24 protein-coding genes are annotated in these 26,248 nt (G+C 40.5%); 17 read left to right on the top strand and 7 right to left on the bottom strand.

Annotated elements, in window-relative coordinates:
- Window positions 1–141 precede the first annotated feature (141 nt).
- From B5G52_RS16800 to B5G52_RS16790, 3 genes are read right to left on the bottom strand one after another with little or no spacing between them, the layout of a single operon-like run.
- The gene (locus B5G52_RS16800) at window positions 142–765 is read right to left on the bottom strand and encodes a hypothetical protein (RefSeq protein WP_087533801.1); all 624 of its coding nucleotides are present in this window, start codon (window positions 763–765) and stop codon (window positions 142–144) included.
- Complete coding sequence (locus B5G52_RS16795; protein WP_087533800.1) at window positions 752–1,303, bottom strand: RNA polymerase sigma factor; 552 nt, start codon at window positions 1,301–1,303, stop codon at window positions 752–754. The genes B5G52_RS16800 and B5G52_RS16795 overlap by 14 nt, the downstream gene beginning before the upstream one ends.
- 23 nt (window positions 1,304–1,326) lie before the next feature.
- Window positions 1,327–1,965: an energy transducer TonB gene (locus tag B5G52_RS16790; RefSeq protein ID WP_087533799.1), complete on the bottom strand. Its 639-nt coding sequence runs from the start codon at window positions 1,963–1,965 to the stop codon at window positions 1,327–1,329.
- A gap of 198 nt (window positions 1,966–2,163) precedes the next feature.
- On the opposite strand from B5G52_RS16790, the gene B5G52_RS16785 reads away from it, so the two are divergent.
- The 5 genes from B5G52_RS16785 to B5G52_RS16765 all read left to right on the top strand — a co-directional run bounded on the left by B5G52_RS16785 (window position 2,164) and on the right by B5G52_RS16765 (window position 5,700).
- Entirely contained in the window at window positions 2,164–3,906 is a 1,743-nt protein-coding gene (locus B5G52_RS16785) for a potassium/proton antiporter (protein WP_087533798.1), read from the top strand.
- Between the two features lie 80 nt (window positions 3,907–3,986).
- Window positions 3,987–4,493 (top strand): DUF3087 domain-containing protein, encoded by a 507-nt coding sequence (locus tag B5G52_RS16780; protein WP_087533797.1) that lies wholly within the window; start codon window positions 3,987–3,989, stop codon window positions 4,491–4,493.
- A gap of 63 nt (window positions 4,494–4,556) precedes the next feature.
- Window positions 4,557–4,772 (top strand): TIGR02450 family Trp-rich protein, encoded by a 216-nt coding sequence (locus tag B5G52_RS16775; RefSeq protein WP_087533796.1) that lies wholly within the window; start codon window positions 4,557–4,559, stop codon window positions 4,770–4,772.
- Window positions 4,773–4,812: 40 nt separating this feature from the next.
- A complete protein-coding gene (locus tag B5G52_RS16770) occupies window positions 4,813–5,232 on the top strand; it encodes a Replicative DNA helicase (protein ID WP_087533795.1) in 420 nt (139 codons plus the stop codon).
- Window positions 5,233–5,250: 18 nt separating this feature from the next.
- Entirely contained in the window at window positions 5,251–5,700 is a 450-nt protein-coding gene (locus B5G52_RS16765; RefSeq protein ID WP_087533794.1) for a low molecular weight protein-tyrosine-phosphatase, read from the top strand.
- A gap of 33 nt (window positions 5,701–5,733) precedes the next feature.
- Here the strand turns inward: B5G52_RS16765 and B5G52_RS16760 are convergent, their stop codons facing one another.
- Window positions 5,734–6,816, bottom strand: a complete 1,083-nt coding sequence (locus tag B5G52_RS16760) for an energy transducer TonB (RefSeq protein WP_087533793.1) — start codon at window positions 6,814–6,816, stop codon at window positions 5,734–5,736.
- Window positions 6,817–7,085: 269 nt separating this feature from the next.
- Between B5G52_RS16760 and ribA the strand changes: the two genes are divergently transcribed.
- The 6 genes from ribA (at window position 7,086) to csrA (ending at window position 13,160) form a co-directional block, all read left to right on the top strand.
- The gene (gene ribA, locus B5G52_RS16755; protein ID WP_087533792.1) at window positions 7,086–7,709 is read left to right on the top strand and encodes a GTP cyclohydrolase II; all 624 of its coding nucleotides are present in this window, start codon (window positions 7,086–7,088) and stop codon (window positions 7,707–7,709) included.
- A gap of 78 nt (window positions 7,710–7,787) precedes the next feature.
- The gene (locus B5G52_RS16750) at window positions 7,788–8,573 is read left to right on the top strand and encodes a BPSS1780 family membrane protein (protein WP_087533791.1); all 786 of its coding nucleotides are present in this window, start codon (window positions 7,788–7,790) and stop codon (window positions 8,571–8,573) included.
- Window positions 8,574–8,581: 8 nt separating this feature from the next.
- On the top strand, window positions 8,582–9,034 hold the full coding sequence (locus B5G52_RS16745; RefSeq protein ID WP_087533807.1) for a regulatory protein RecX: 453 nt from the start codon (window positions 8,582–8,584) through the stop codon (window positions 9,032–9,034).
- A 20-nt stretch (window positions 9,035–9,054) separates the two neighbouring features.
- Entirely contained in the window at window positions 9,055–11,655 is a 2,601-nt protein-coding gene (gene alaS / locus B5G52_RS16740) for an alanine--tRNA ligase (RefSeq protein WP_087533790.1), read from the top strand.
- A 6-nt stretch (window positions 11,656–11,661) separates the two neighbouring features.
- Entirely contained in the window at window positions 11,662–12,879 is a 1,218-nt protein-coding gene (locus B5G52_RS16735; RefSeq protein ID WP_087533789.1) for an aspartate kinase, read from the top strand.
- Between the two features lie 89 nt (window positions 12,880–12,968).
- Window positions 12,969–13,160, top strand: coding sequence for a carbon storage regulator CsrA (gene csrA, locus B5G52_RS16730; protein ID WP_004587515.1), 192 nt, complete (start codon window positions 12,969–12,971; stop codon window positions 13,158–13,160).
- 34 nt (window positions 13,161–13,194) lie between these two features.
- Here csrA and B5G52_RS16725 read toward each other — a convergent pair whose 3' ends face one another.
- Entirely contained in the window at window positions 13,195–13,662 is a 468-nt protein-coding gene (locus B5G52_RS16725; RefSeq protein ID WP_087533788.1) for a YcxB family protein, read from the bottom strand.
- 118 nt (window positions 13,663–13,780) lie between these two features.
- Between B5G52_RS16725 and B5G52_RS16720 the strand changes: the two genes are divergently transcribed.
- On the top strand, window positions 13,781–14,755 hold the full coding sequence (locus tag B5G52_RS16720; RefSeq protein ID WP_087533787.1) for a hypothetical protein: 975 nt from the start codon (window positions 13,781–13,783) through the stop codon (window positions 14,753–14,755).
- A gap of 21 nt (window positions 14,756–14,776) precedes the next feature.
- Here the strand turns inward: B5G52_RS16720 and barA are convergent, their stop codons facing one another.
- Window positions 14,777–17,542: a two-component sensor histidine kinase BarA gene (gene barA, locus B5G52_RS16715; RefSeq protein WP_087533786.1), complete on the bottom strand. Its 2,766-nt coding sequence runs from the start codon at window positions 17,540–17,542 to the stop codon at window positions 14,777–14,779.
- A gap of 98 nt (window positions 17,543–17,640) precedes the next feature.
- On the opposite strand from barA, the gene rlmD reads away from it, so the two are divergent.
- The 5 genes from rlmD (at window position 17,641) to eno (ending at window position 25,142) form a co-directional block, all read left to right on the top strand.
- Window positions 17,641–18,966: a 23S rRNA (uracil(1939)-C(5))-methyltransferase RlmD gene (gene rlmD / locus B5G52_RS16710; RefSeq protein WP_087533785.1), complete on the top strand. Its 1,326-nt coding sequence runs from the start codon at window positions 17,641–17,643 to the stop codon at window positions 18,964–18,966.
- An 8-nt stretch (window positions 18,967–18,974) separates the two neighbouring features.
- A complete protein-coding gene (gene relA / locus B5G52_RS16705; RefSeq protein WP_087533784.1) occupies window positions 18,975–21,131 on the top strand; it encodes a GTP diphosphokinase in 2,157 nt (718 codons plus the stop codon).
- A gap of 8 nt (window positions 21,132–21,139) precedes the next feature.
- Window positions 21,140–21,940, top strand: a complete 801-nt coding sequence (mazG, locus tag B5G52_RS16700; RefSeq protein WP_087533783.1) for a nucleoside triphosphate pyrophosphohydrolase — start codon at window positions 21,140–21,142, stop codon at window positions 21,938–21,940.
- 160 nt (window positions 21,941–22,100) lie between these two features.
- Entirely contained in the window at window positions 22,101–23,735 is a 1,635-nt protein-coding gene (locus tag B5G52_RS16695) for a CTP synthase (RefSeq protein ID WP_087533782.1), read from the top strand.
- 108 nt (window positions 23,736–23,843) lie between these two features.
- Entirely contained in the window at window positions 23,844–25,142 is a 1,299-nt protein-coding gene (eno, locus tag B5G52_RS16690) for a phosphopyruvate hydratase (RefSeq protein WP_087533781.1), read from the top strand.
- A gap of 92 nt (window positions 25,143–25,234) precedes the next feature.
- Here the strand turns inward: eno and mutH are convergent, their stop codons facing one another.
- The gene (gene mutH / locus B5G52_RS16685) at window positions 25,235–25,906 is read right to left on the bottom strand and encodes a DNA mismatch repair endonuclease MutH (protein ID WP_087533780.1); all 672 of its coding nucleotides are present in this window, start codon (window positions 25,904–25,906) and stop codon (window positions 25,235–25,237) included.
- Between the last annotated feature and the right edge of the window lie 342 nt (window positions 25,907–26,248).

The raw sequence follows: 26,248 nt of genomic DNA, 5'->3' as shown, positions 1-26,248 counted from the left end.
AAGAAATTGCACTTATTATCCGAATCTAGGCTTATAAGAGCTGGAGCGTAATTAAATTATTTTAATGGTTAATGCTTCAATTTTGGAGTCGTTTATTGAGTTCAATATACAACCTCCTCTTAAAATATCAATTGGGTTCGGTCAACCCCTACACACCTTCACCCCATCTCCCGCATGCTTAAGTGCGATAATCTGGCCTTGGCTGTTGTGTGCCATGGCGAGCATGTCGCCCATGGTGATGCCGCTTTCAATGGCGTGTTTGGTGTTTAGGTCATTCAATAATGAGTTTTTTATCTGAATGAGCACTTCGCTGTGGCAGCTGGCGATGTACCAGTCGTCATCTACGCTAACTAATTTTCCGTATTCAATGTAGCGCTGTTGATGTAGGCGCAGGTCGGCGGCGAGCTTGTTGTCGAGTTGTTGTTTTTTACGGGTAATTTCACTTGAATAACTGCCCGCATTGTCTACTTGGTGCACTTCTATAAAGTGATAGTTACTTTGCTGTACGGCATACGTGTTAAGTGTGCTTTGTTGCTCGGGATTGTTATCTGTGGTGTTAAAAACGGTAAAGCCCAGTACGACTAACGCACAGGCGAGGCCGGTCATTTGTAGCGGGAGTAAAAAGCGGGTGGGCTTTTTGTTTGGAGCGCTATCTGAGAGCTGCGTTAATGTGGCACGTTGCTCTGAGCTGAGGGTATGGCGTTTTTTACGCTCACTAAAATGTTGTTCAAGTTGGTGTTCAAACTGCTCGTTATGCTTGGTCATTGTCAGCTCCTAATATGATTTTTAAATTTTGTTTTGCATAACGTAGCCGTGTTTTTACGGTTTCATGATTACTTTGGGTAATATGCTGTATATCGTCGAGTGAAAAGCCTTCTTGTTGTAAACTGAGGGCTTCACGTTGCACAAAGCTTAGCTGCATTAAAGCGCGATTAAAGCTGTCATAGTCAAAACTGGGCTCTGTTTGAGCGGTTGTTATTGCTGTATTCTCTTCAAGTTCAACGAAGCGCTGTTGCTTGCGGTATTCATCAATTAACGCATTGCGAGCTAAGCGAAATAGCCAGGCTTTAGGGTGGTTTTGACCTTGATAGTGATGGCGTTTTTCCATCACTTTTAACCACGTTTGCTGGCTAATATCAAAGGCGAGTTGCTCATTACTTTGCGTCACTAAATAATGATATAAGTCGTTACCGAACAAGGTGACGAGCTTAGTTAAGTGACGTGTGTCGCCACTTTTTGCATAGTCAGCTAAGTAATCATCACTTGGCTGACTAATAAACCATGATTTTAAACTTGTAAGCATAGGCACCCTAGTATGTATTCGCGCTACTGGTTTTGGTCTAATTTAAAGTCAAGCTGCACACTTTGACCAGTTTGTAGTTGTGCTACTCCATCAATCACTTTAGGGCGGTATTTCCAACGCTTGATTGCTCGCAGTGCTTCGCGGTCAAAAATACGTTTTGGTTCAGAGTCAGTTACTTGCGCATCAATAACTTCACCACTTGGTGAAACATTAAAGCTTAATTGTACCCAACCTTCAATGCCTTCACGTGCTGCAATTGTCGGGTATTTAGGGTTAATTCGCACAATGGGTGTTGCTTCACCTGTGGGTTGTTGTAAATGTGTTTTAATATCTCCACCTATTTTATCAATACTAATATTGGGTGTAATTGCTGTTGTGATTACATTGGTATCAGTGCTAGGCGGGTTACGGGGCGGTACCTTTGGCGGTGTTTGCATTTTTGGCGGCGGCGGTAGTGTTTGCTTTTGTTGCACTTTGGTATCTTCAGGTACTTGAAATATTTCTACTACAATATCTTTAGTGTTTAAATTTGTGGCGCGTTGCTCACCACTGATTAAGTATTGCATAAAAGCGAATGCGGCAAACGTCATGGCTGCACCACCAATAATTGCGGTTGATGTTTTTAATGTTGGGTTAGTGTGTGGAAAATCTAATGTTTGCATAAGCGAGCCTTTGTAATTAAGAACATAGTGATTTGTAAAACGTGTGATAAATTAAAAAGGGGTGATATTTTTTTATAGCTTTTGCTTATTTATTTAAATTTTTATATAGCTGTTTTATTAGGTTGTTGTATTTTATGTTAAAGTTAAAGGGCTTTAGTCGTCTTTCATTTATGTTTATACAAGGTATAAATTCCAAATATGTTTGTAATCGATAATATAATTCTTGTCAGTGCCGTATTAATTTTATTGGGGGTTATTTCGAGTAAGTTATCTGCTCGAGTTGGCCTACCTGTACTTGTTTTATTTTTACTTGTTGGCATGCTCGCAGGGGAAGATGGCATTGCCGGTATTTCATTTGATAATGCCGAGGCAGCTCATGCACTCGGTACGTTAGCTCTGGCGATTATTTTGTTTGATGGGGGGCTGCAAACACCGATAGGCTCTATTAAAAAAGTTTGGAAACCTGCATCAGCGCTGGCAACTGTTGGGGTATTTTTTACTGCGGTGATTACCGGCCTAGTGGCTACATATATTCTTCAATTACCTGTATTACAAGGCGTTTTATTAGGGGCTATTGTTGGCTCAACCGATGCCGCAGCCGTTTTTGCGCTACTACGAAGTGCGGGTATCCATTTAAATAAAAAGCTTAAATCAACACTAGAAATCGAAAGTGCATCAAATGATCCAATGGCTATATTTTTAACCATTGGCTTGCTTGAAGTTTTAGTCAATGAAATGAAATTTGGCGCTGGATTATTACTTTTGTTTGTCCAACAAATGGGCATAGGGGCATTGTGTGGTGTGCTCATTGGTAAGTTAGCTATGTGGCTGATAAACACAATTAAGCTCAATACATCGGGTTTGTATTTAGTGATGGTGACTGCATTTGGTTTGTTGTCATTTGGTTTATCAGCATCGTTGGGCGGTAGTGGTTTTTTAGCTGTATTTATAACCGGTGTCATCATAGGTAATAGCGAATTTGTATACAAGCGTGGTATTTTTCTGTTTCACGATGGCTTAGCGTGGCTGGGTCAAATAACGATGTTTGTGGTGTTAGGTTTACTGATTAATCCTTCGTCATTAGTTGGTGTGTGGTTAGAAGGACTACTTATTGCATTAGCGCTTATTTTTATCGCTCGGCCTCTTGCTGTGGCACCTATTTTAAAGTTATTTGGGTTCAGTAATAAAGAAACCGTTTTTGTTTCGTGGGTGGGGCTGCGTGGTTCAGTGCCAATTATTTTGGCTATTTTCCCTTTACTATTTGGCTTACCGGGGGCTGAGCTTATCTTTAATGTGGTGTTTTTCGTGGTGCTTATATCGGCAACATTGCAAGGTGCAACGATGCCATGGATTGCTAAAAAACTAGGTTTGGTTGAACCACCGCCAGTACATGCCGCAGCAAAGCTTGAAATTACCGCACTTAATGAAATTGATATTGAGATTGTAGAATATACCCTCAGTGATGAGTCGCGAGTTGTAGGACGGCGCTTATCAAGAGCTGCACTACCTGAGAGTGTTGTAGTTGCGATGATTACCCGGGGTACATCAACAATTCCACCAAGAGGCTCAACGACATTAAAATCGCAAGATCATCTCTTTGTGGTTTTAAAGCCTAAAAATAGGGCGTTTGTAGATTTAGTTTTTGCAGCAACAGATGAAACGCACCAAGATGATAATCATCTAACAAAGAATGAACTTCGTGTTAAGGGAGTCACTTTAGTCGGTGATATTTATTACTCGTATAATATGAAGATAGATGCGCCCGAAAATCTAAGTTTAGAAGAATTAATTAACGAGAAGTTAGATCAGCCTCTGCGTAAAGGGGCTACGTTGGTGATAAATAATGTGCATCTGCGTGTGATCACTATGGTTAATACGCGCATTGTGACTATTGGCTTAAAATATATAAATGATAAGAGTAAAGAAATTACAGTTAATTAAGCTGTGGTATGTTGGTACTAAAAGCTTGCGCTATTAGTTACAATAGCTTGTTATTTTTACTCTTATTTTACTAGGCAGTTATGCAACTTATTCAAATTGATAAAGCTCGTTATCGTAAGCACTTAAACCGCGTCATTATTGGCTGCGGTTTAGCGTTAGCGGGTGGCAGTTTAGCTATTTCGCAAACTTTGATTGCGTTGTTTCCGGATGAAAGTGGCAGCCACTTTCATTGGAATTTATTGGGTGTTGTGGTGACGAGTGTTGCTATTGCCTTTTTACTTAACAAATACCGCAAACACGTCTGCATGACCGAAGTAGTGTACGTGTGGGAGCTTAAACAAGCGCTCAATAAAATTACCCGTAAAATGCCGAAGCTTAAAGCTGCTGGGCGCGAGGGCGATGCGAATGCATTACTCGCTATTCATTATAGTTACGCAGGGTCACGTTTGTTGTGGCAGCTTGACGATAATACTATCACTATGGATGAATTAGCTATTAAACAAGCTGAGCTAGATAGTGTTGCTGAGAAGTTTAACTTAACGTTAAACGCAGATGATTACGATGAAGCAATTCTAAAACAATATTAATGAACTCAATTAACGCTATAAGCGTATGTTTAATTAAATTAAAATACGTTTATAGTGCTGAACATGAATAAAGTAACCCCCAAAAAATTGCTCAACAGTAAATGGACAGCGGTATCTCCTATCAATAAAGACAAACATTTCATGATCACAGTGATAGAATTTGATGAAGAAGGCCATGTTATCCATTGTGAGATAGAAGCGCTTATGTCTAAACGTACGCAGGTTATCGATTGGCTACAATTAAAAGATCAACACATCTGGTTACAAGGTTGGAAGTGATAAGTTATGATAAAGTTCTTATCCATAAAAGGCTGTAAACATGATGAATACTAAGCTGTACAAAGTGGTACTTAATTTAGCTGGTGAATTGGTAGAAGCAGCGCAAAGAAAAGATCAAAAGCGGTTTGATATGCTTTACAAGCAGCTATCTACATTGTGTACTGAGAATGAAAATACGCCAAAAGATCACCCTGTGCAGTGGGAAACTCTCGCTGACTTTACCGATGAATTTGCTGATGCAATAACGCTTTATGAAAAGGCGTTAGCAAAAGCAACCGTAATCAATGCGAAAGATTACATGTCATCAATAAGCTATTCATTAGCCACTATGCACCTTGAGTTAGGGCAAGAAGAGGCGGCAATTACTGCGCTGGAAAGTGCCAAAGTCAGTGCAAATAAAATTGCCGATAAAGAGCTAAAAGCCGAAATTGATGAATTGTTAGCTGATTTAAAAAGTTAAGAAACAAGGATCTAAAGCGTGAAAAAAGTGCTGGTGGTATGTTTGGGTAATATTTGCCGCTCCCCAACAGGAGAGGCCGTTTTACGTGCTAAGGCATTGCAAAAGAATGTTGAGCTTGAGGTCGACTCAGCAGGGACGGCAGCTTATCACTGTGGTAACCCTCCTGATAAGCGCTCTCAAGCGGCGGCTTTAAAGCGAGGTTATTCATTTAAAGGTATCCGTGCACGACAAGTCGAGCAGGGGGATTTTGAATATTTTGATTTAATCTTGGCAGCGGATCGACAAAATCTAACGGATTTAAATGCTCTTTGCCCTGCACACTTACAGTATAAATTAGCGCTTTTCTTAAGTTATGGCGACAGTGATATTGAAGAAATACCAGACCCATACTACGGTGGCGATAATGGCTTTGAGCAGGTGCTCGATTTAATCGAAGATGCCAGTGATAAATTACTCGATAGTTTATAATGATAGCCCTAACAAGGGCTATCATTTGATAGCTTAACTGCCGATTCTAAAATCAAGTTGCACTTCAGTTGTGGCAACTACGGCTTGGCCATTTTCAAACTTAGGTGCGTAGCGCCACTTTTCCATGGCCTTTACTGCTTCTCTTTCAAAGGCTGTTCCGCCTTTAGATTTAATTACTTCAATATTTTCAACAAAGCCTGTTTTACTTACGTCAAAGCGCATCTGAACGTAGCCGTCTCGTCTTTGTTTTACTTTGTTCATTGGGTACTCGGGAGGTTCGCGATAAAGGGGGGTTTGTTCTTGATCTTCTTTCCAAGGAACCATTTTAGCTATGGCGATACAGTGTTTAGTGGCTTCGTCACTTTGGCCTTCTTTCTCATAAAGGTAGACAAGTTTTGAGTGCGCAGAAAGCTCTGCTTGGTGATCAAAGCTGAGCTCTTTATCAAACACACTGACTACACGGTTTAGTCGCTCTATTGCTGTGCTGTAGCGTTTTTTCCCTTGTGCAAATGCCGCCACTAAGAAGTCTGCTTTTATGCGTTCAACTGAGTTTTCGGGTAAATTTTTGCTATAGTATTCATCTGCTTGCTCTAAATATTTGCGTGCTGTTAGGTATTTACTACCTCGGTAGTTATAAGCGAAGTCTTTTGCGGCGCTCAGTTTTAAGTCCGCTGCAAGTTTAGGTAACCCTTGCTTATCTAGTAATTCTATAACTTGCTCGTATAAATCAGCAGCTCTATTTGCTGAAGGAGCGCTATTGGCCATGCCTGATAAAGGGTCGACAAGCTCTAAACTTTTGGCACTATGATTGTTTAGTAAAATTTCATAAGCGCTGTTGAATAGTTGGTAACGCTTAGCTTTTAATTCTTTATTGGTATTGGCTATTTCGTTAGCGTAATTAACAGCTAGATTTGCTGTGTTGTCTGATTGCAGGCCGTAAACTTTTTTACCCAATTTATAGGCTTGCTCAGCGAAAGGTAAGGCATCGTCCGTGGTTTGTTGTGCAGCTAAATAACCTTGGTAGGCTGATTTAAATTGCTTATTTAAGCTGTCATCAGCTGATACGTAACCGCTAAAAGCGAGGCTTAAGCACAGTATTAATGCAGGTACTTTCATAATCATCCTTATTATTGTTAGAAAGTTAAGACTATCAAATGGGTACGATATTGTCATTGAGTAATATGTTATAAAAGCAAAATTGGATGAAACGTCTTTTGAAACTCGTATCTTGAGGTGGTTCGGGTATAATACTTGAATTGCAGGTAACAGCCTCAATATAGTTACCACTTATTGCGATGAACTTCATTAATGCTATTTTGTGATGATCTTAGATTTACAGTATCACATTTGCAGTATCGCATTTACTTTATAAATTTGGATTTGTCGTGGCGCAAGTAAGAGCTAGAGTCCAACTAAACGTTGGCAAAAACAGTGATATCCCCGCAGAAATTATTTCCTTTAGCGGCTTAAATGATGGTCAAGAGCATGTTGCTTTGGTATTTAACAATGCCGATAGTAAACAGCCAGTGCCGCTTATTCGCATGCACTCAGAGTGTTTAACAGGTGATGTATTTCATTCATCGCGCTGTGATTGTGGTGAGCAACTCAATGAATGCATCGAAATGATGCATGAGCAAGGCGGAATATTACTCTACCTTCGCCAAGAAGGTCGTGGTATTGGTTTGTATAATAAAATTGATGCTTACGTGTTGCAGTCGCAAGGCATGAATACCTATGAAGCAAATAACCATTTAGGCTTTGCTGATGATTTACGTGACTTTTCTGATGCTGTTTTAATGCTTGAGGCAATGGGCTTAACTCACGTTAAATTGATGACTAATAATCCGAAAAAGCTAAATGCTTTAAAAGATGCTGGCATTGAAGTTGATTCGGTAATTGGCACTCACGCTCATATCAAGGCGGGTGTTGCTGGTAATAAGTCTTACCTCGAAACCAAAATTAAACACGGTGCGCATATGTTAGATATAAAGAAGGTTAAAAAACCGTAGTTTTACAGTCTCGCCCCTGTAATCCCATTAAGCGCCGAGTTATACTCGGCGTGTTTTGTTGTTAATTTAAGAGCGTCTATGTCAATCGAGTTACGAGTATTTAAAGCCGAAGCAGGGGTTAAGTGGTTTAAAGCCGGTTGGCTTATATTTAAAACCCAGCCACTCACATTCATTTTTATGCATTTATTTATTGGTGTGGTGGGTTTACTGTCGTTATTTTTGCCATTCCTACAAATTATAGCAGCCCTGGCAACTCCGTTTTTAACTGCTGGATTTTATCAAGCCGTGCTAACCAAGCAGCAAGGCGGAAAAATTATGCTGGCAGATATTCTCAAGCCTTTCTCAGCCAAAGGTAACCGTACAGGCTTGCTGCGTTTAGCGCTTTATCAAATGGCAGCGGGCGTTTTAATGGCGTTGTTAGCAAATGGCTTGTTTGGTGAGGCAGTGGCTATTATGAGTGACCCGAATGTTGATCCCAATATTGCATTACAACAAGTGATTGAGAGTATCTCGATGGCCAATTTAGTCTTGTTTTTATTAGCCGTTTCATTTTACCTAACGGCGTTTGCCTATGCGGTACCACTGGTTTACTTTAATCAACAAAAACGTATTTTTGAAGTACTGAAAAGCTCATTACTGGTGTTTTATCATAATATGGCGCCATTGAGCGTGTATGGCGCTATTTGTGCGGTGTTTATGGTTATATCTGCGTTTTTAACCTTCTTACCGCTGTTGGTTTTAATGCCAATTTGCTACATTAGTTTTTTTGTTTCATATCAGGCTATTTTTATGCCAGTTGTTCCACCGGCCGAGAACGGGGCTACTGAGCCGAAAAATAACGATACAGGGCGTTTTGACGCTTAATGACACAAATGGACGAAGCACTTAAAAAAAAGCTAAAGAATTACGTACTGTGGTTACTTGGTCGGCAAGAATATTCGCGTCGAGAGTTAACCCAAAAATTACAGCAAAAAGAAGCAACACCTGAATTTATCGATGATTTATTGAATTGGTGTGAAGAACACAATTTTATAAATGAACAGCGATATGTTGAAGGGTTTGTTCGCCGTCACATTGCTAAAAAGCATGGCCTAAAGCGTATACAAAACGAGGCCATGGGAAAAGGAATTGATAGAGCCTTGCTCAACACAATTGTTGAAACAATGGAAATAGATTGGTTTCAACTAGCGCAGGATGCGTATTTAAAAAAGTATTCAAATGCACAGAACGATTTCGACTACAAAGAAAAAGCCAAACGTACGCGCTATTTAATGTATCGAGGGTTCAGTTACGAACAAATAGATTTTGCAATGCAAGCACAGTAAAAAATGGGTGAGACTTTCAAATGCAGCACATGACTACCGCACAGATCAGGCAACAGTTTTTAGACTTTTTTGCCTCTAAACAACACCAAATTGTTCCATCAAGCTCGCTAATTCCGGGTAACGATGCGACGCTATTATTTAATAATGCCGGTATGGTGCAATTTAAAGATGTTTTCTTAGGCGCAGAAAGCCGCCCTTACAACCGTGCAACCAGCTCACAGCGTTGTGTGCGTGCCGGTGGTAAGCATAATGATTTAGAAAACGTAGGTTATACCGCGCGTCACCATACATTTTTTGAAATGCTAGGTAACTTTAGCTTTGGTGATTACTTCAAACAAGACGCAATAAAGTTTGCGTGGCAGTTCTTAACTGAAGTTGTGAAACTTCCGCAAGAAAAGCTACTCGTGACTATTTATCACACTGATGAAGAAGCGTTTGATTATTGGTCAAAAGATATAGGCTTACCAAGCGAGCGTATCATCCGTATTGACACCGCTGATAATTTCTGGTCAATGGGTGATACTGGCCCGTGTGGCCCATGCTCTGAAATATTCTACGATCATGGTGAAGAAATCTGGGGTGGTCCTCCAGGTTCACCTGAAGAAGATGGTGACCGTTTCATCGAGATTTGGAACTTGGTATTTATGCAATATAACCGTCAAAGCGACGGCACCATGGAGCCATTACCAAAACAGTCAGTTGATACCGGAATGGGACTTGAGCGTATTGCTGCTATTTTACAGGGTGTACATTCAAACTACGAAATCGACTTATTTCAAGGCCTAATTAAAGCCGCTGCGATAATCACTAATGCTCAAGATATGGATGACAAGTCACTACGTGTAGTGGCGGATCATATTCGTTCATGTGCGTTTTTGATTTCTGATGGTGTTATGCCTTCAAATGAAGGGCGAGGTTATGTACTGCGCCGTATTATTCGCCGTGCAGTTCGCCATGGTAACAAGCTAGGTGCTCAAGGTGCGTTTTTCTATAAGTTAGTTGCCGCGTTAATTGAGCAAATGGGTCAAGCATATCCTGAGCTTGCTAAGCAGCAAGAAATTATCGAAAAAGTATTACGTATTGAAGAAGAACAGTTTGGTAAAACGCTTGAGCGAGGCTTAGCTATTTTAGAAGATAGCTTAACTAACTTGAGCGGTGATGTGATTCCGGGTGAATTAGTATTTAAACTTTACGATACCTATGGTTTCCCAGCCGATTTAACGGCTGACGTTGCCCGTGAACGTTTTATGACGATTGACGAGCAAGGCTTTCAAGAGTGCATGGATGTGCAGCGTAAAACTGCGCAACAAGCAGGTAAATTTGGTGCCGATTACAACCAGCAATTAAAGTCTGATAAACACACTGACTTTAAAGGTTATGACGCAACTCAATACAGCGGCACTGTGATTGAAATGTTTGCCCAAGGTGAATCTGTTTCTGTACTTGAAGATGGCCAGCAAGGCATTGTCGTACTTGACCGTACGCCATTTTATGCAGAATCAGGCGGCCAAATTGGCGACACAGGTAAACTAGTGGTTGCCGGTGGCGAGTTTAGCGTTACCAATACCACAAAATTAGGTAATGCATTTGCTCACCACGGTACTGTAATGGGCCGTATTGGTGTGAATGATAAGGTTGAAGCAACAATTGATGATACCCGTCGTGAGCGCGTTAAAAAGAACCATACAGCTACGCATATCTTGCATGAAGCACTACGTCAATTACTGGGTGATCATGTATCGCAAAAAGGCTCTTTAGTTGATCCTGAGCGTTTACGTTTTGATTTCTCGCACTTTGAAGCGGTCACTAAAGATGAGCTTCGCGAAATAGAGCGCGTAGTGAACGACGAAATTCGTCGTAACTTTGCTCTTAACACTGAGCTTATGGCTATTGATGATGCTAAAGCAAAAGGTGCAATGGCCTTATTTGGTGAAAAATACGATGACGAAGTACGCGTAGTAACAATTGGTGATTACTCAATTGAGCTATGTGGTGGTACTCACGTTAAGCGTGCTGGCGATATCGGTTTATTCAAAATTGTATCAGAGAGTGGTATTGCAGCGGGTGTTCGTCGAATTGAAGCGGTAACAGGCGCCGATGCAATTGCTTATGTGAGTGAGCAAGAGCAATACTTAAATGATGTTGCCGCGCTTGTTAAAGGCGACAGTGCATCGGTACTTGAAAAAGTAACGGCTTTACTTGAAAAGTCAAAAGGCCTTGAAAAGCAAATCGCACAACTTAACGATAAACTAGCAAGTGCCGCTGGCGCATCATTACTTGACTCCATTGTTGAGATTAACAGTGTTAAACTGCTTGTTGCGAATGTTGAAGGCACCGAATCAAAAGCCTTACGTGGCATGGTTGATGACCTGAAAAACAAGATTGGCTCAGGTGTTATTGCGCTCGGTGTTGCAGATGGTGCTAAAGTAAGCCTTATCGCAGGTGTTACTAAAGACTTAACTGGTAAAGTTAAAGCTGGTGAGCTGGTAAATCACATGGCTTCACAAGTCGGTGGTAAAGGCGGCGGTCGTCCTGATATGGCGCAAGCCGGTGGTTCACAACCTGAGAACTTAAGCACTGCACTTGATAGTGTCACGCCATGGTTAACTGAGCGCGTATAAGCTTAAGTGGCACTTATAGTTCAAAAGTTTGGCGGCACTTCGGTAGGATCTATCGAGCGTATTGAAGCTGTCGCCGACCTTGTTGTTAAAAATAAGCAACAGGGGCACCAAGTGGTAGTTGTACTCTCTGCTATGTCAGGTGAGACCAACCGCCTTATTAACCTTGCCAAACAAATTGATGCTCGCCCGAGCAGTCGTGAACTCGATGTTTTATTAACCACCGGTGAGCAAGTTTCAGTTGCTTTGCTTGCGATGGCGATTATTAAGCGTGGCCATTCAGCTGTGAGTTTACTCGCCGACCAAGTAAATATTCAAACAGATAACATGTTTGGTAAAGCCCGAATTACCGATGTTGCGGCTACGCGTTTAAAGCAGGAACTAGAACATAACCGGATTGCAATTATTGCTGGCTTTCAGGGGCGTGATATTGAAGGTAATATCACTACATTGGGTCGTGGTGGTACTGATACCTCAGCAGTTGAAATTGCCGGTGCCATTAGTGCAGACGAGTGCCAGATTTATACCGACGTTGATGGCGTATACACTACAGATCCGCGTATTGAGCCTAAAGCTCGGCGCATGAGTCATGTAACCTTTGAAGAAATGCTCGAAATGGCCAGTTTAGGTGCTAAAGTATTGCATATTCGCTGTGTTGAAGCGGCGGGGAAATATAATCTACCGCTTCGCGTATTATCTAGTTTTAACCCAGATCAAGGTACCTTGATAAGCTTTGAGCAAACCGACATGAAAAATAACGTAGTTTCTGGAATCGCATTTAATCGTGATGAAAGTTTAATTCAGGTCAAAAACGTGCCTGCTGGCACACAATATTTAGCTACTATTTTGAAACTTTTTGCAGATAATGGCATCGAAATAGATATGATTAATCAAGTTAATCATAAATTTGAAAAAATAGACTATGCTTTTACTGTGCACAGCAATGATTTTGAACAAGCGCTTGAAGTATTACAAAACAACCACCATATTATCAGTAGTACCGAAATTTCTGGTTGTCAGGCTGTTGCAAAAGTTTCAGCTGTTGGTGCAGGTATGAAATCACACTCTGGTGTGGCAAGTTTATTTTTTGATGCACTTGCTCAAGAAAATATTAAAGTGTTGTTGGTATCAACATCTGAGATAAAAATATCAGTTTTGATCGACGAAAAATATTTAGAGCTAGCTGTTCGTGCATTACACAGAGTTTTTTTAACAGAAAATGAATAGAAATAGAGTTTTTACTTACTTTTAAGATTTATTTTCTTTAAGATACGAACGCGGAATCTTTTAATTTATTGGAATATGGGAGCAAGAGAATGCTAATACTAACTCGTCGAGTAGGTGAAACCCTAATGATTGGTGACGAAGTAACAGTCACTGTACTAGGTGTTAAAGGAAATCAAGTACGTATTGGTGTAAATGCACCTAAAGACGTTTCGGTTCATCGTGAAGAGATTTACATGCGTATTCAAGCTGAAAAGTCTAACCCTAATCCGGGCAATGCTTAATCAACGAATCAATTGAATTGATATAAAAGAGCCGCTATTTAGCGGCTCTTTTTTGTATGTAGTTTATTGCTTCATCACTCAACACACTATTAGATATGTATTGCATCCCTTGCTTACTCTTAAGCAAAATACCACGAGGTGTAAAAATGACCTCATCGATTTGCTGCCATTTTATTTGATAGCTTTTATGTGGATTTTCACTGCTAAAGCCTTGCTCGTCGATTGTTAACTTTGCCTTTGAATCAGATGCACGACTGAACATTTGCCTTGTGACCCACCAAGGTCTACGGTAATAAAAAGCAACACATTCAAGAACAGCAGCCATAATCATAAAGTTACCTAGGTAGTGTTGTTCTAGCGCATAAATCGAAATTAACCCTAAGCTAATTAAAAGTACTAAAAAGGCATATTTAGGTTTGGCCTGCGCACTGTAAGGCAGTGACTCGTCGAAACATTCGTAGAAGTAGGGCTTATCAAGCGTGTAGCTGGTGGTAAATTGCATAATTTGGCTATTTATTTTATCAGTTGCCTTATTTTAACAAGACTAAATATAAAAAGCCGTTTCTTTTAGCTGTCATTATAAGATGGTTTAATAGCATTGCTTATTTAGAGGAGTATGTATGTTCATAACTGTAAGTATGACCTTAGCTTTATCTATTGGGGCTTTATCGAATAATGAGTTAATGATTACCCCAGCAACCAGCACTGACTTTTTAGTTATTGCAGATATGCCATATACTCCAATAGACACTGCTAATTTACGTGAAGATGGAGTATTAGGTCAAAAATTAAAGCACACACCCCATGGGTTCTTAATGCACCTAGGTGATATCAAAGCCGGCTCGCAGCCGTGTACAAATGAGCTACTTGAGCGTAATAAACAACTACTTCGAAACCTTACTGAGCAACCCTTTATTTATACCCCTGGGGATAATGAGTGGACAGATTGCGACCGCGCCACTTTAAGCCCGCGTTATGATGAACTCGAAAGATTGGCATTTATTAAAACCTTAATGTACACACAAGAGTATCAACAACAGGCAGGGCAATTAACTGATTATAAAACACAAAAAAATATGCTGGAAAACGCACGTTGGCAGTTTGCAGGGGTTGAATTTAAAACCTTGCATATAGCCGGCACTCACAATGGTCGTAGACAAATATTGATGACAGATAAGCACAAGGCTAATGAGGCAGCAGCGCAGCGCGATAAATTAAACCTTGAATGGTTATTTGCTGCAAACCCCGACGCTAAAGGGTATGTCATTGGCTTTCAGGCAGATATTTATACTCATGGCACTGAGCAGCCCGCTTGCAGCGGGTCAGTAGTTGATAATTGTGATGGCTTTAAAGTATATCGTGAAGCAATAGCCGACTTTGCTGAGTCAGTTAAAAAACCAGTGCTGGTTATTCATGGTGATACAGGACCTTATTGCCAGCAATTGATGGGTGAACACGTAACACGCTTAAATGCGCCCGGAGATTACATGGTAAGTGATATAACCCAAGTAAGCATAATATCTAATGAAGGAAAGCCTCGTTGGCAAATAAGTAGCTTAAAAACCGGTAAACCATTAACGCGGGAATGCCATTAAACTAGGGTTGGTTGGGTATATTTAATCATCCGCCATTCCTGCATCTTTTATCAAGTTTTCAAGTTCATCTTGTAGCTCAAATAATTCAGGTTCGATATGGCTTAGTTCGCAATCACTTTTCAAAGCGGTTTCTAAAGCTTCGGCTAAATTTTTCAGCTTAGGAACACCAGTATAACAACATGCACCATGGAATTTATGAATAATACTTAGTACATGTTCACAATCTTGACTTTGTATCGCCTCGTCTAGTAAACGTAAAGTCTCTGGTACGCTTAATAGCAACATATTTAGCATTTCAAGCGCAAGCTCATGTTTGCCGCCAGCACGTTGCAATGCTAATGGCCAGTCAAGCGAACTACTGTTGAATGGTGGTTCATAGTGGGTTTGTTCTTGGCGGCTTTTATCGCGTTTAAGTGGCGACTTAGGGCTGTGATCACTAATGATCTGTTTTAGCATGTCTTCATCAATCGGCTTGGTTAAATAACCTTTAAAGCCATCTTTTATTAACTGCTCTTTTTCACCTGCTAGAGCATGTGCGGTTACAGCTATAATAGGTGTATCTTCGTTTAAAGATGATTCTCGAATGAGTTTACATGCAGTAATCCCATCCATAATCGGCATTTGAATGTCCATAAAAATAATATCGTATTTATGGCTTTTACTTAGGCTATATGCTTGAGAACCATTATGAGCGGTATCAATTATTTCGATTTGTTCTTCAAGTAAAGTACAAATGAGTTTTAAATTGGCGTCGTTATCATCAACCACTAATACCTTTAGTGGCAGTAGCTTCTCGTCATTTTCTTCAATGTTGTGCACCGGGTGATCAAGGCGATATGGCGCGGCCAGTACTTCACATAATTTACGGTGGTTTAACGGTTTACTTAAACACGCATCAGCGCCACTGCCAATATATGCTTCACGCATACTATGAGAGACGGTGTTGAGCATTAAGTAAAGATAATCAGTGGAATTGCGTGCAGCTTTTATGTAGCTTTTTAGTCGCTGCATTTCATCAACTGAAGCTACATGGCCAATAATACAAATATCGTAATTAAAGTCTTTATTAATTTCTTCTAAAAAGCACTCTTCACTAAAACAACCTGTAACTTGGGTATCCCATTCGTTTAATAATGATAATACGGCATGGTGGGTGTGCTCGTGTGGTTCAAGGTATAAGATACGCTTATTGGCAAGCGATTTACTTGGTAAGTCACTGTTATAACCATGACTCGGTAAATTAAATACACCGTTAAAAGTAAAGCATGTACCATGGCCCGGTGCTGAGTTTAACGTAATACGCCCACCCATCGCTTCAACGATGTGTTTGGTAATAATTAGGCCCAGTCCGGTGCCACCAAACTTACGGGTAATACTTGAGTCTGCTTGGCCAAATGGTGTAAACAAGGCGTCTTGTTTATCCATAGGGATGCCTACACCTGTATCTGTTATAGATACTAAAATAGAGGTGCGCTCTTCATCTAATAAACGATGCCCTACGTCGACTTTAATAGCGCCTTTCTCAGTAAACTTAATCGCGTTACTGATGAGGTTAATAAGTACTTGTTTAAAACGAGTTGGATCGCCGGTAATGTTGTCGGGAACTTGTGAATTGATATAAATAGATAACTCAAGTTGTTTTTCATCAGCACTTGGCGCGAGAAGTGTGAGCACTTCATTGATGTTATCTCGCAACTGAAACTGTATAGATTCAAGCTCCATAGCACCGGCTTCAAGTTTAGAAAAGTCTAAAATATCACTGATAATGGTCATCAAGCTATTGGCTGAAAGCTCAATGGTATCTAGGTAATCCTTTTGGTGCTTATTCAGTGGCGTTTTATGTAGTTGACGAGTAAAACCAATAACACCATTGAGCGGAGTACGTAATTCATGACTCATTTTGGCTAAAAAGTCAGATTTAACTCGGTTCGCATCTTGCGCGTCTGTTTTTGCAATATTGAGCTGGATATTTTGTGTTTCGTACATTTCAAGCGACTCACGCAAGTCGCTGGTAGCTTGGTCGATATGCTTTTGCATCTCGTCTTTTTGCATCACCATGGTATCTGAAATAGTATTTAAACCTTGGCGTAGTAGTTCAAACTCTCCCATCATTGGAGTATTCAAGCCAGTATCTCTTTTACCTTCAGTAAGCTTATCGGTGGCAAGTACTAACTTATTGAGTGGAGTCATAAACATTCTACTCAAACGTATTGCCAAAATAACCGCTAACAATAATGCAAAAATAATCACTATGCCGCTGACTAATAACGCTTGTTGCTGGCCAATAATTGCTTGGTCTTTATTTAATTGAACAATCACAGTGCCTATGGATGTTTGAAATGCAGTATCATTCCAGTGCGCTTCTGGTGTTGAGTGATTTATGATTGGCGTGTAAAAAGTAATAAAGTCACTACTTTGCACCACTTTAGTTGTTTTATTCGTGCTCAGATGTTCGCTAAGCATAAGGTCGTCAAAATCACGATGATAATTACTAGTCAGAACGAGCTGTTCATTTACATCAAAAATAGCGATAGTTTTTATAGCAGGAGAGTGTTTGTTATGAGTATGACTGATCAGTCTATTGAGCAGTTGCTTATTTTTTACTAATAAAGGTTGCTCAATTGCGATAGATAAAGGCTCGGAAATAGTTGTTCCTTGCTGATATAATATTTCATCAAGCTCAAAGTAACGATTTATTGTAAAATAACCGCCGAGTAATAATCCGATCAGTACGGTGGGGATCAATGTGAGTGTTAAAACTGAGTCACGCAAACCGAGTTTAGTCATAGAATAAATGTTGTTATCATTTTTAGTTATCTAAGAGTATATACTTATAAGCGAGTAATCAATCTTGCCCGCTAAATCAATATGTAAGGTGTTGCCTGATGGCACAGTTTTTCCAAGCTAAAAAAAAGACCCTATCAGGGCAAACAGTGCCATTGACCATCACAGGCATGGATCACCAAGGACGAGGAATAGCCAAACACAAAAATAAAGTGTGTTTTGTCAGTGGTGCATTAAGTAACGAAGTCGTCAAAGCTCAGTTAACAGAGGATAAAGCTCGTTATAGCGTGGCAAAAACACTCAAAGTAGTACAAGCGAGTGATGCCAGAGTCGAGCCTTTTTGTGAGCATTATCATCAATGTGGTGGTTGTCAGTTACAGCATTTAAGGTTGGATCAGCAGTTGGTTGAAAAACAAGCTGCTGTGAGTCAGTTGTTTGCTAAATTTGCAAAACTAGACGATATGGCGTGGCAATCACCTTTATTAAGTGAGTCAAAGCATTACCGCCGTAGTGCTCGATTGGCCGTAATGTATGACAAAAGCGCTAAAAGAATGCGCGTAGGTTATAGGGCACAAGGCTCTAAGCAAATTATTAGTATTAATAAATGCCCGGTGTTGAGCAGCGTTTTTGATGATGTTTTTAACCAATTTGATACGCTTTTAAATACCCATCATGAATTACGCAGTGTAAGCCACATTCAATTATGCCAAGCAGATGAGCAAAACTTTGTTATCTTGCGCCATACTAAAGCTATTAGTGAATCGCTCAAGCAAACCATTATTGAAATTGGTTTAGCACAAAAATGGCAAGTTATTTTCCAAGGTGAAAGTCAGCTTATTGAACATGACCATTTACCAACACCGTTTTATCGCTTACCAATACAACAGTTAAAGTTTGAATTTGGCTTAGAAAACTTTATTCAAGTTAACGCCAAAGTTAACCAAGATATGTTAACCCAAGCTGTTGACTGGCTTAGCTTAAATGGGGACGAACAGGTACTTGATCTGTTTTGTGGTATCGGTAACTTCTCTTTAGTGGTGGCTAAATGTGCAAAAAATGTGATTGGTGTAGAAGGAGTATCATCAGCGGTTGCAATGGCACGGCAAAATGCGCAAACTAACCAAATAGCGAATGCGCAATTTCATTGCTTTGATTTAACTCAAACAATTGAGCAGGCATCGTGGTTTAGTAAAGAGCTAAATGTTTTGTTGCTAGATCCTTCTCGTACCGGTGCATTAGCAATTTTAGAGCAACTGCCGCTTAAGCAATTTAAGACGATTCTATATGTATCTTGCGATCCTGTTACTTTAGCCCGTGACAGTGCAATTATTTCGCAGGCAGGATTTTCACTGCAAAAGGTAGGGCTAATGAATATGTTTCCGCATACTGGGCATATTGAAACAATGGCGTTATTTCAACGGAGGTAGAGCGCAACATGGTAGCTACGAGACAGTCACACCAGCAAGAAAAGCCGGTAGATTTTAGCACCCGGCTAGATTTGTTAGCAGTCGCACAAGAAAAACGTGAGCTATTAATTAAAGCAGATGGTTTATGTGCCGCTTTACCTGCTCAACAGCACCAAATTATGGCGATGGAAATGGTCGAAATTTTGGTGGAGATGAATCTTGATGCCGATACTTTGGCAACGGCTTATATTACTCCTTATTTTTTAGCTGATTTAGTCTCTATTGATATCGTGACTGAAGTAATGGGCGAGCATGTTGCAACATTGCTAACCGGTGTGGCGCAAATGGCTACCATTAGCACATTAGCTCATCAAGGTAATGGCACAGTGCAAGTTGATAACATTCGTCGCATGTTATTAGCCATGGTTGAAGACGTCAGAGCCGTGGTTATTAAGCTGGCGGAGCAAGTATGCCATTTACGTGAACTAAAAAACGCCAGTGAAGAAGAACGCGTTATTGCCGCTAAAGAGACGACTGATATTTTTGCGCCGCTTGCAAACCGTTTAGGTATAGGGCAATTAAAGTGGGAGCTTGAAGACCTTTCTTTTCGTTACCTTCATCCTGATCTTTATAAAAGTATTGCCAAACAATTAGATGATAAACGCCTTGGTCGTGAAGCGTATATGGCCGATATGGTTGAGCAAGTAAAAACCAAGCTTGAACAAGTGGGTATTACGGCCGAAGTATATGGCAGACCAAAGCATATATACAGCATCTATAAAAAGATGGCGCAAAAGAACTACGAATTTGATCAACTTTTCGATATTCGTGCGATGCGTATTGTGGTTGATGAATTGCAGGATTGCTACGGTGCTCTGGGTATTGTGCATACTAATTGGCGTCACTTAAATAAAGAATTTGATGACTACGTGGCAACGCCAAAACAAAATGGCTACCAATCTATTCACACCGTAGTGTTTGGCCCTGAGGGTAAAACCGTTGAAATACAAATTCGTACCCACGCGATGCACCAAGATGCGGAACTGGGTGTAGCTGCACACTGGATGTATAAAGAAGGCGCATTACCTGGGCGTGGCTCAGGATACGAGCAAAAGATCAGCTGGTTGCGTAAATTACTTCAGTGGCAAGAAGAAGTGGTTGATGGCAGTGATTTAGCTGACGAACTTAAAAACCAAGTGGTCGAAGACCGCGTGTATGTATTTACTCCACGTGGCGATATTTTTGACCTGCCGCTGGGGGCAACGCCTCTTGATTTTGCCTATTACATTCATTCAAATGTTGGGCATCGCTGCATTGGTGCAAAGGTGTTTGGTAAAATAGTGCCATTTACCCACCAGTTGAGCACGGGGGATCAAGTTGAAATTCTCACCCAAAAACAGCCAAATCCGAGCCGTGATTGGTTAAACCCATCTTTAGGTTATATTAAATCATCACGAGCGCGAGCGAAAATTCATCATTGGTTTAAACAACTTGATCGCGATAAAAACTTAAGCGCTGGTAAAGAGATTTTAGATAATGAATTGCAAAAACTTGAGCTGACATATAAAGATCTTGAACCTGCTATCGCCCGCTATAATTTTAAAGAGCTTGATGACTTACTCGTTGCTATTGGGGCGGGCGATGTGCGTTTAAACCAGTTACTTAACTTTATAACTGACCGTACTGATGATGAACCGGTAATTCGCTTTAAAAACCCAACTAAAATGAGTGGGGATAAAAACGGGATTGTGGTTGATGGTGTTGGCAGTTTAATGAGTCACGTTGCTAAGTGTTGTCGTCCTGTTCCGGGTGAACCTATTATTGGTTATATTACACAAGGCCGAGGTATTGCTGTTCATCGCGATGACTGTGATTCATTTAATAATTTAAAAACCAAGCACCCTGAACGTGTGATTGCTGTGAGCTGGTCAGATGAAATTAATGGCTCGTATGCATTAAGTATTAAAATAGAGGCAAGCGATAGAGCGGGCCTTATTCGCGATATCAGTTCTGTGCTTGCTAATGAAAAAGTAAATGTGTTGAACATGAATATGGAAACCCTTGAAGATAGACAATTAGCTAAATTTACAATGCAAGTTGAAGTGCATGACTTGTCTGGCACCAACAGATTATTGTCAAAGCTGGATCAAATTGAAGGCGTTCACCAAGCTAAACGAGGTCAGTAGAGGGTTGTATGAGTAAGTCGGCCAGTGCATTACCAGAGTTATTAGCCATTATGGCTAAACTTCGCGATCCGCAAAACGGTTGCCCATGGGATTTGAAGCAAGACTTTAAATCCATCATGCCGCATACACTCGAAGAGGCTTACGAAGTCGCTGATTGTATTGAGCGTGGCGATTTTACTGAGCTTAAAACTGAGCTGGGTGATTTATTGTTTCAAGTGATTTTTTATGCCCAGTTGGCCTCAGAGCAAAAACTCTTTGACTTTGAAGACGTAATAAGCACATTAAATGATAAATTAGTGAGGCGCCATCCTCATGTTTTTGCAAGCAATAGCGAGTTATCCGACCAGCAGGTTGCCCATCAATGGCAAGCTATAAAAGCCCTAGAGCGGGCAACGAAGAATTCGGGTAATCCTCCCGCTTTATGGCAAGACATACCTGCAAATCTGCCGGGGCTTAGTAAAGCAAAAAAGATTCAACAACGGGTATCAGGGCTCGGTTTTGATTGGCCAAGTTATCATGGCGCACTTGATAAAGTGGTTGAAGAAGTTGATGAAGTTAAAGAGGCATTAGAGGTTGATCCCTTTTCTGAACATAGTGCCGAAGAGGTCGGTGACCTGTTATTTGCTACTGTTAATGTGGCTCGACATATTAAACGAGACCCAGAACAATTACTTCGTAGTGCAAATGATAAGTTTTCGGCGCGGTTTGAAAAAGTTCAGGCGTATTTGCAAGCCAGAGGCCAATCGCTCGATACGGCAACACTCGATGAAATGGACGCTGCGTGGGAGGCAATTAAAAAGCAGGCTTAAATAAGTAAATTATCGCGGTTGTTTTTTGTGCGCTCAATAGCTAATTTCTGCTGGATTGATAGTGAGCCTTTTGCTATAATTTCGCCCCGTCTTGAACATATTCCAAAATCACTTGTTTGGGTATTATATTCCTTTTAATTCCTGATATTCTAGGGTTCGCATGAGTACAAAATTTATCTTCGTTACCGGCGGGGTTGTTTCTTCGTTGGGTAAAGGTATTGCAGCAGCATCGTTGGCAGCTATTTTAGAGGCCCGTGGTTTAAATGTAACCATTTTAAAGCTGGATCCTTACATCAACGTTGACCCAGGCACAATGAGCCCAATTCAACACGGTGAAGTATTTGTCACCGAAGACGGTGCAGAAACAGACCTTGATTTAGGTCACTATGAGCGTTTCATTCGCACCAAAATGACAAGCCGTAACAACTTCACACAAGGCCGTGTATATGAAGATGTACTGCGTCGTGAGCGTCGTGGTGAGTACCTTGGTGCGACTATTCAGGTAATTCCACATATTACTAATGATATTAAGCAACGTGTTTATGATGGTGCTGAAGGTCATGATGTGGCAATCGTTGAAATTGGTGGAACGGTAGGTGATATCGAATCACAACCGTTTTTAGAAGCAATTCGTCAGCTAGGCACAGAAATTGGCCGTGAGCGCGCATTGTTTATTCACTTAACGCTAGTGCCGTTCTTAGGCCCTGCAGGTGAAGTGAAAACTAAACCAACACAACACTCAGTTAAAGAGTTACGTTCGATTGGTATTCAACCAGACATTCTTATTTGTCGTTCTGATCGTAAGCTACCAAATAACGAGCGCGCTAAAATAGCACTTTTCACTAACGTTGAAGAAAAAGCCGTTATTTCGTTACCAGATGTAGACAGCATTTATAAAATTCCAGCTCTATTGAAATCTCAAGAGCTTGATCATTTTGTATGTCGTCGTTTCCACTTAGAAGCGCCTGAGGCTGACTTAGTTGAATGGGAACAAGTGTTGTACCAAGAGTCTAACCCTACGGGTGAAGTGACTATTGGTATGGTAGGTAAATACATTGAATTACCAGATGCATACAAATCGGTTAATGAAGCACTTAAACACGCAGGTCTTAAAAACCGTTTAACCGTTAATATTGAATATGTTGACTCACAAGATCTTGAAAGCAAAGGCACAGAGCTACTGTCTCACCTTGATGCTATTTTAGTACCAGGTGGTTTTGGTAGTCGTGGTGTTGAAGGTAAGATTTTAGCAGCGAAATATGCCCGTGAAAACAAAGTACCTTACCTTGGTATTTGCTTAGGTATGCAAGTAGCGCTTATTGAGTATGCACGTAACGTTGCAGGCCTTGAAGATGCTAACTCGACTGAGTTTAACCTAAAATCGGCTAATGCTGTTGTTGGTTTAATTACTGAGTGGCAAGATGCTGAAGGTAATATTGAAGTACGTGACGAAGGTTCTGACTTAGGTGGCACTATGCGTTTAGGCGCTCAAAAATGTCATTTAACACCAGGTTCTAAAGTACGTGAAGTTTACGGCAGCGATGAAATTGTTGAACGCCATCGTCACCGTTACGAAGTGAACAATAATTTTGTTGAACAGCTTGAGAAAGCAGGTTTAAGCTTCACAGGTTTATCTGAAGATAAAAAACTAGTCGAAATTATTGAGAATAAAGATCACCCTTGGTTTATTGCCGCGCAGTTCCACCCGGAATTCACGTCAACACCACGTGATGGTCACCCGTTATTTGAAGGGTTTGTTGCAGCTGCATACACTCATCAAAAAACGTCATCGTAATGTGAATAAGCCGTGCTCTATGCACGGCTTATTTGTTTTTAAAGCGGCGGTATTAAGGAAAATTAATAAAGCCGACAAACTCACCATTTTGGGAAAAGAGGAATCGAGATGTCAAATATCGTAAAAGTGATTGGTCGCGAAATTATGGATTCGCGTGGTAACCCTACTGTTGAAGCTGATGTACATTTAGCTGATGGTTCTTGGGGTCGCGCTGCTGCACCATCTGGTGCATCAACAGGTACTCGTGAAGCACTAGAATTACGTGATGGTGATAAAGCACGTTACTTAGGTAAAGGTGTTTTAACTGCAGTTGGTTATATTAATAACGAAATTAATAGTGCATTAGAAGGCCAAAACGCTTTAGAGCAAAGCACTGTTGACCAAGTAATGCTAGATTTAGATGGTACTGAAAATAAAGAAAAATTAGGTGCCAATGCAATCTTAGCTGTTTCACTTGCAACTGCAAAAGCTGCTGCACAATCGAAAAAAGTAGAGTTATATGAGCACATTGCTGACCTAAACGGTACACCAGGTGTTTACTCTATGCCATTACCAATGATGAACATCATCAACGGTGGTGAGCATGCTGATAACTCAGTTGATATTCAAGAATTCATGATTCAACCTGTTGGCGCTGCTAACTTCCGTGAAGCACTACGCATGGGTGCTGAAGTATTCCACAGCCTTGCTAAAGTACTTAAAGCCGACGGTCATTCTACAGCGGTAGGTGATGAAGGTGGTTTTGCTCCAAACCTAGAGTCTAACGAAGCTGCACTTGCTGCAATTAAAGTAGCTGTTGCTAATGCGGGTTACGAGCTTGGTAAAGATATCACGTTAGCACTAGATTGTGCTGCGTCTGAGTTTTATGACAAAGAAGCAAATATCTACGACCTTAAAGGTGAAGGTAAAAAGTTCACGTCTGAAGAGTTTAATTTATTCTTACAACAACTTACTGAGCAATACCCAATTGTTTCTATCGAAGATGGTCTTGATGAGTCTGATTGGGATGGCTTCGCACATCAAACAAAACTAATGGGCGATAAAGTTCAGTTAGTAGGTGATGACTTGTTCGTTACAAATACTAAGATTTTAAAACGCGGTATCGACAACGGTATTGCTAACTCTATCTTAATTAAATTTAACCAGATTGGTTCACTAACTGAAACGTTAGCAGCAATCAAAATGGCAAAAGATGCAGGCTTTACAGCTGTTATCTCTCACCGCTCAGGTGAAACAGAAGATGCAACAATTGCTGATCTAGCTGTGGGTACTGCTGCAGGCCAAATCAAAACAGGTTCATTAAGCCGTTCTGATCGTGTTGCTAAGTACAACCAACTTCTTCGTATTGAAGAGGCACTAGGTGCAAAAGCACCATTTAATGGTTTAAAAGAAGTTAAAGGCCAGTAATTCTTTAGTATCTGATAAAACGTTTAAAAATCCTCGCTCCGGCGGGGATTTTTGTTTTTAGGCGTAATTTTACATTGCGCTTTAATTTATTTTTAAAGCTGAAATTGTCGCTTGAGGATTTCCCCAGTAAAGTTGGTCTTTAAATAAAACCCACGGGGGAGGGTTTTGATGAGCTTACCATTTGGTCCGATAGCATCGGTGACGATTCTACTATTCGCTGCTTTTGGCCGTATTTGCATTACATCACCCAAATGACCCGAGATCTCATCAATGCGACCAAGGGCAATTAATTCCATTTGCTCTTCCCAATCCCGTTGTAATTGCGCATCTTGTTCAGCGCTTGGCTGCCATAAAAAGCCACTGCCAATGGTTCGTTCAAAGGGGATGACGTCTCGCTCACCTAAAATAGGCAGCCATAACACATGGTTTAGTTTGTTGCGAACATGACTTTGCTGCCATGTCATGCCGGTCACATTCAGTAGAGGCGTAACAGATACAAACGTGGTTTCAAGTGGTTTGCCTTTATAGGAAATGGGTAGCGTTTTGAGCTCAACGCCTAGTTCTTCAAAATCAGGTGTGGGTTTTGAACCCGCTGTTGCACCAAGTACATATTCAATAAGTTGACCTGTCCAGCCTTTTTCACGTAGTAAATCGTCAGGGGTTTTAAATTGATATTGTTGCGCCAATTGTCCCAATGTCATTCCTGCAATGTTATTGACTCGTTGCATTAATTCATTGATTGACTGTGGTTTTATCGCTCGCATGGTGCTTAATTCTATTGTATAAATTCGCTTGCCATGATAACAAAACAGTTTATCCGTGGATATCTTTGCCTTTGGCTGTTTTTTGTTCGCTGTTTGTTTGATGGGATTTTAATTATGTAGAAGCCCTTTAAAGTATAATTAAGATTATGATCTTAAAGCAATTTGTTGTTTTTTCATTACGTGATCAATATTAAAATAAAATGTATACGGGGATAAATACAGATATATAAACAACGTTATCCACAGATTCTGTGGAAAAGGCGTTTATTCAGATCACTTATTGTGGACTTGTTTGCAAAATAACCGTAGTAAGTCAAAGTTATGCACAAGCTGTGGGTAAGG

It is taken from the genome of Pseudoalteromonas sp. A601, from assembly GCF_002165575.1.
Lineage (GTDB): Bacteria > Pseudomonadota > Gammaproteobacteria > Enterobacterales > Alteromonadaceae > Pseudoalteromonas.
The sequence above is the reverse complement of the archived record's forward strand: the minus strand, read 5'-3'. Positions and strand labels throughout refer to the sequence as shown.

What these genes read in the sequence shown, in the direction of transcription:
- B5G52_RS16800 (WP_087533801.1), bottom strand. Translation starts at nt 765, where the DNA reads ATGACCAAGCATAACGAGCAGTTTGAACACCAACTTGAACAACATTTT.
- B5G52_RS16795 (WP_087533800.1), bottom strand. Translation starts at nt 1,303, where the DNA reads ATGCTTACAAGTTTAAAATCATGGTTTATTAGTCAGCCAAGTGATGAT.
- B5G52_RS16790 (WP_087533799.1), bottom strand. Translation starts at nt 1,965, where the DNA reads ATGCAAACATTAGATTTTCCACACACTAACCCAACATTAAAAACATCA.
- B5G52_RS16785 (WP_087533798.1), top strand. Translation starts at nt 2,164, where the DNA reads ATGTTTGTAATCGATAATATAATTCTTGTCAGTGCCGTATTAATTTTA.
- B5G52_RS16780 (WP_087533797.1), top strand. Translation starts at nt 3,987, where the DNA reads ATGCAACTTATTCAAATTGATAAAGCTCGTTATCGTAAGCACTTAAAC.
- B5G52_RS16775 (WP_087533796.1), top strand. Translation starts at nt 4,557, where the DNA reads ATGAATAAAGTAACCCCCAAAAAATTGCTCAACAGTAAATGGACAGCG.
- B5G52_RS16770 (WP_087533795.1), top strand. Translation starts at nt 4,813, where the DNA reads ATGATGAATACTAAGCTGTACAAAGTGGTACTTAATTTAGCTGGTGAA.
- B5G52_RS16760 (WP_087533793.1), bottom strand. Translation starts at nt 6,816, where the DNA reads ATGAAAGTACCTGCATTAATACTGTGCTTAAGCCTCGCTTTTAGCGGT.
- B5G52_RS16750 (WP_087533791.1), top strand. Translation starts at nt 7,788, where the DNA reads ATGTCAATCGAGTTACGAGTATTTAAAGCCGAAGCAGGGGTTAAGTGG.
- B5G52_RS16745 (WP_087533807.1), top strand. Translation starts at nt 8,582, where the DNA reads ATGGACGAAGCACTTAAAAAAAAGCTAAAGAATTACGTACTGTGGTTA.
- alaS (WP_087533790.1), top strand. Translation starts at nt 9,055, where the DNA reads ATGCAGCACATGACTACCGCACAGATCAGGCAACAGTTTTTAGACTTT.
- csrA (WP_004587515.1), top strand. Translation starts at nt 12,969, where the DNA reads ATGCTAATACTAACTCGTCGAGTAGGTGAAACCCTAATGATTGGTGAC.
- B5G52_RS16725 (WP_087533788.1), bottom strand. Translation starts at nt 13,662, where the DNA reads ATGCAATTTACCACCAGCTACACGCTTGATAAGCCCTACTTCTACGAA.
- B5G52_RS16720 (WP_087533787.1), top strand. Translation starts at nt 13,781, where the DNA reads ATGTTCATAACTGTAAGTATGACCTTAGCTTTATCTATTGGGGCTTTA.
- barA (WP_087533786.1), bottom strand. Translation starts at nt 17,542, where the DNA reads ATGACTAAACTCGGTTTGCGTGACTCAGTTTTAACACTCACATTGATC.
- rlmD (WP_087533785.1), top strand. Translation starts at nt 17,641, where the DNA reads ATGGCACAGTTTTTCCAAGCTAAAAAAAAGACCCTATCAGGGCAAACA.
- relA (WP_087533784.1), top strand. Translation starts at nt 18,975, where the DNA reads ATGGTAGCTACGAGACAGTCACACCAGCAAGAAAAGCCGGTAGATTTT.
- mazG (WP_087533783.1), top strand. Translation starts at nt 21,140, where the DNA reads ATGAGTAAGTCGGCCAGTGCATTACCAGAGTTATTAGCCATTATGGCT.
- B5G52_RS16695 (WP_087533782.1), top strand. Translation starts at nt 22,101, where the DNA reads ATGAGTACAAAATTTATCTTCGTTACCGGCGGGGTTGTTTCTTCGTTG.
- eno (WP_087533781.1), top strand. Translation starts at nt 23,844, where the DNA reads ATGTCAAATATCGTAAAAGTGATTGGTCGCGAAATTATGGATTCGCGT.
- mutH (WP_087533780.1), bottom strand. Translation starts at nt 25,906, where the DNA reads ATGCGAGCGATAAAACCACAGTCAATCAATGAATTAATGCAACGAGTC.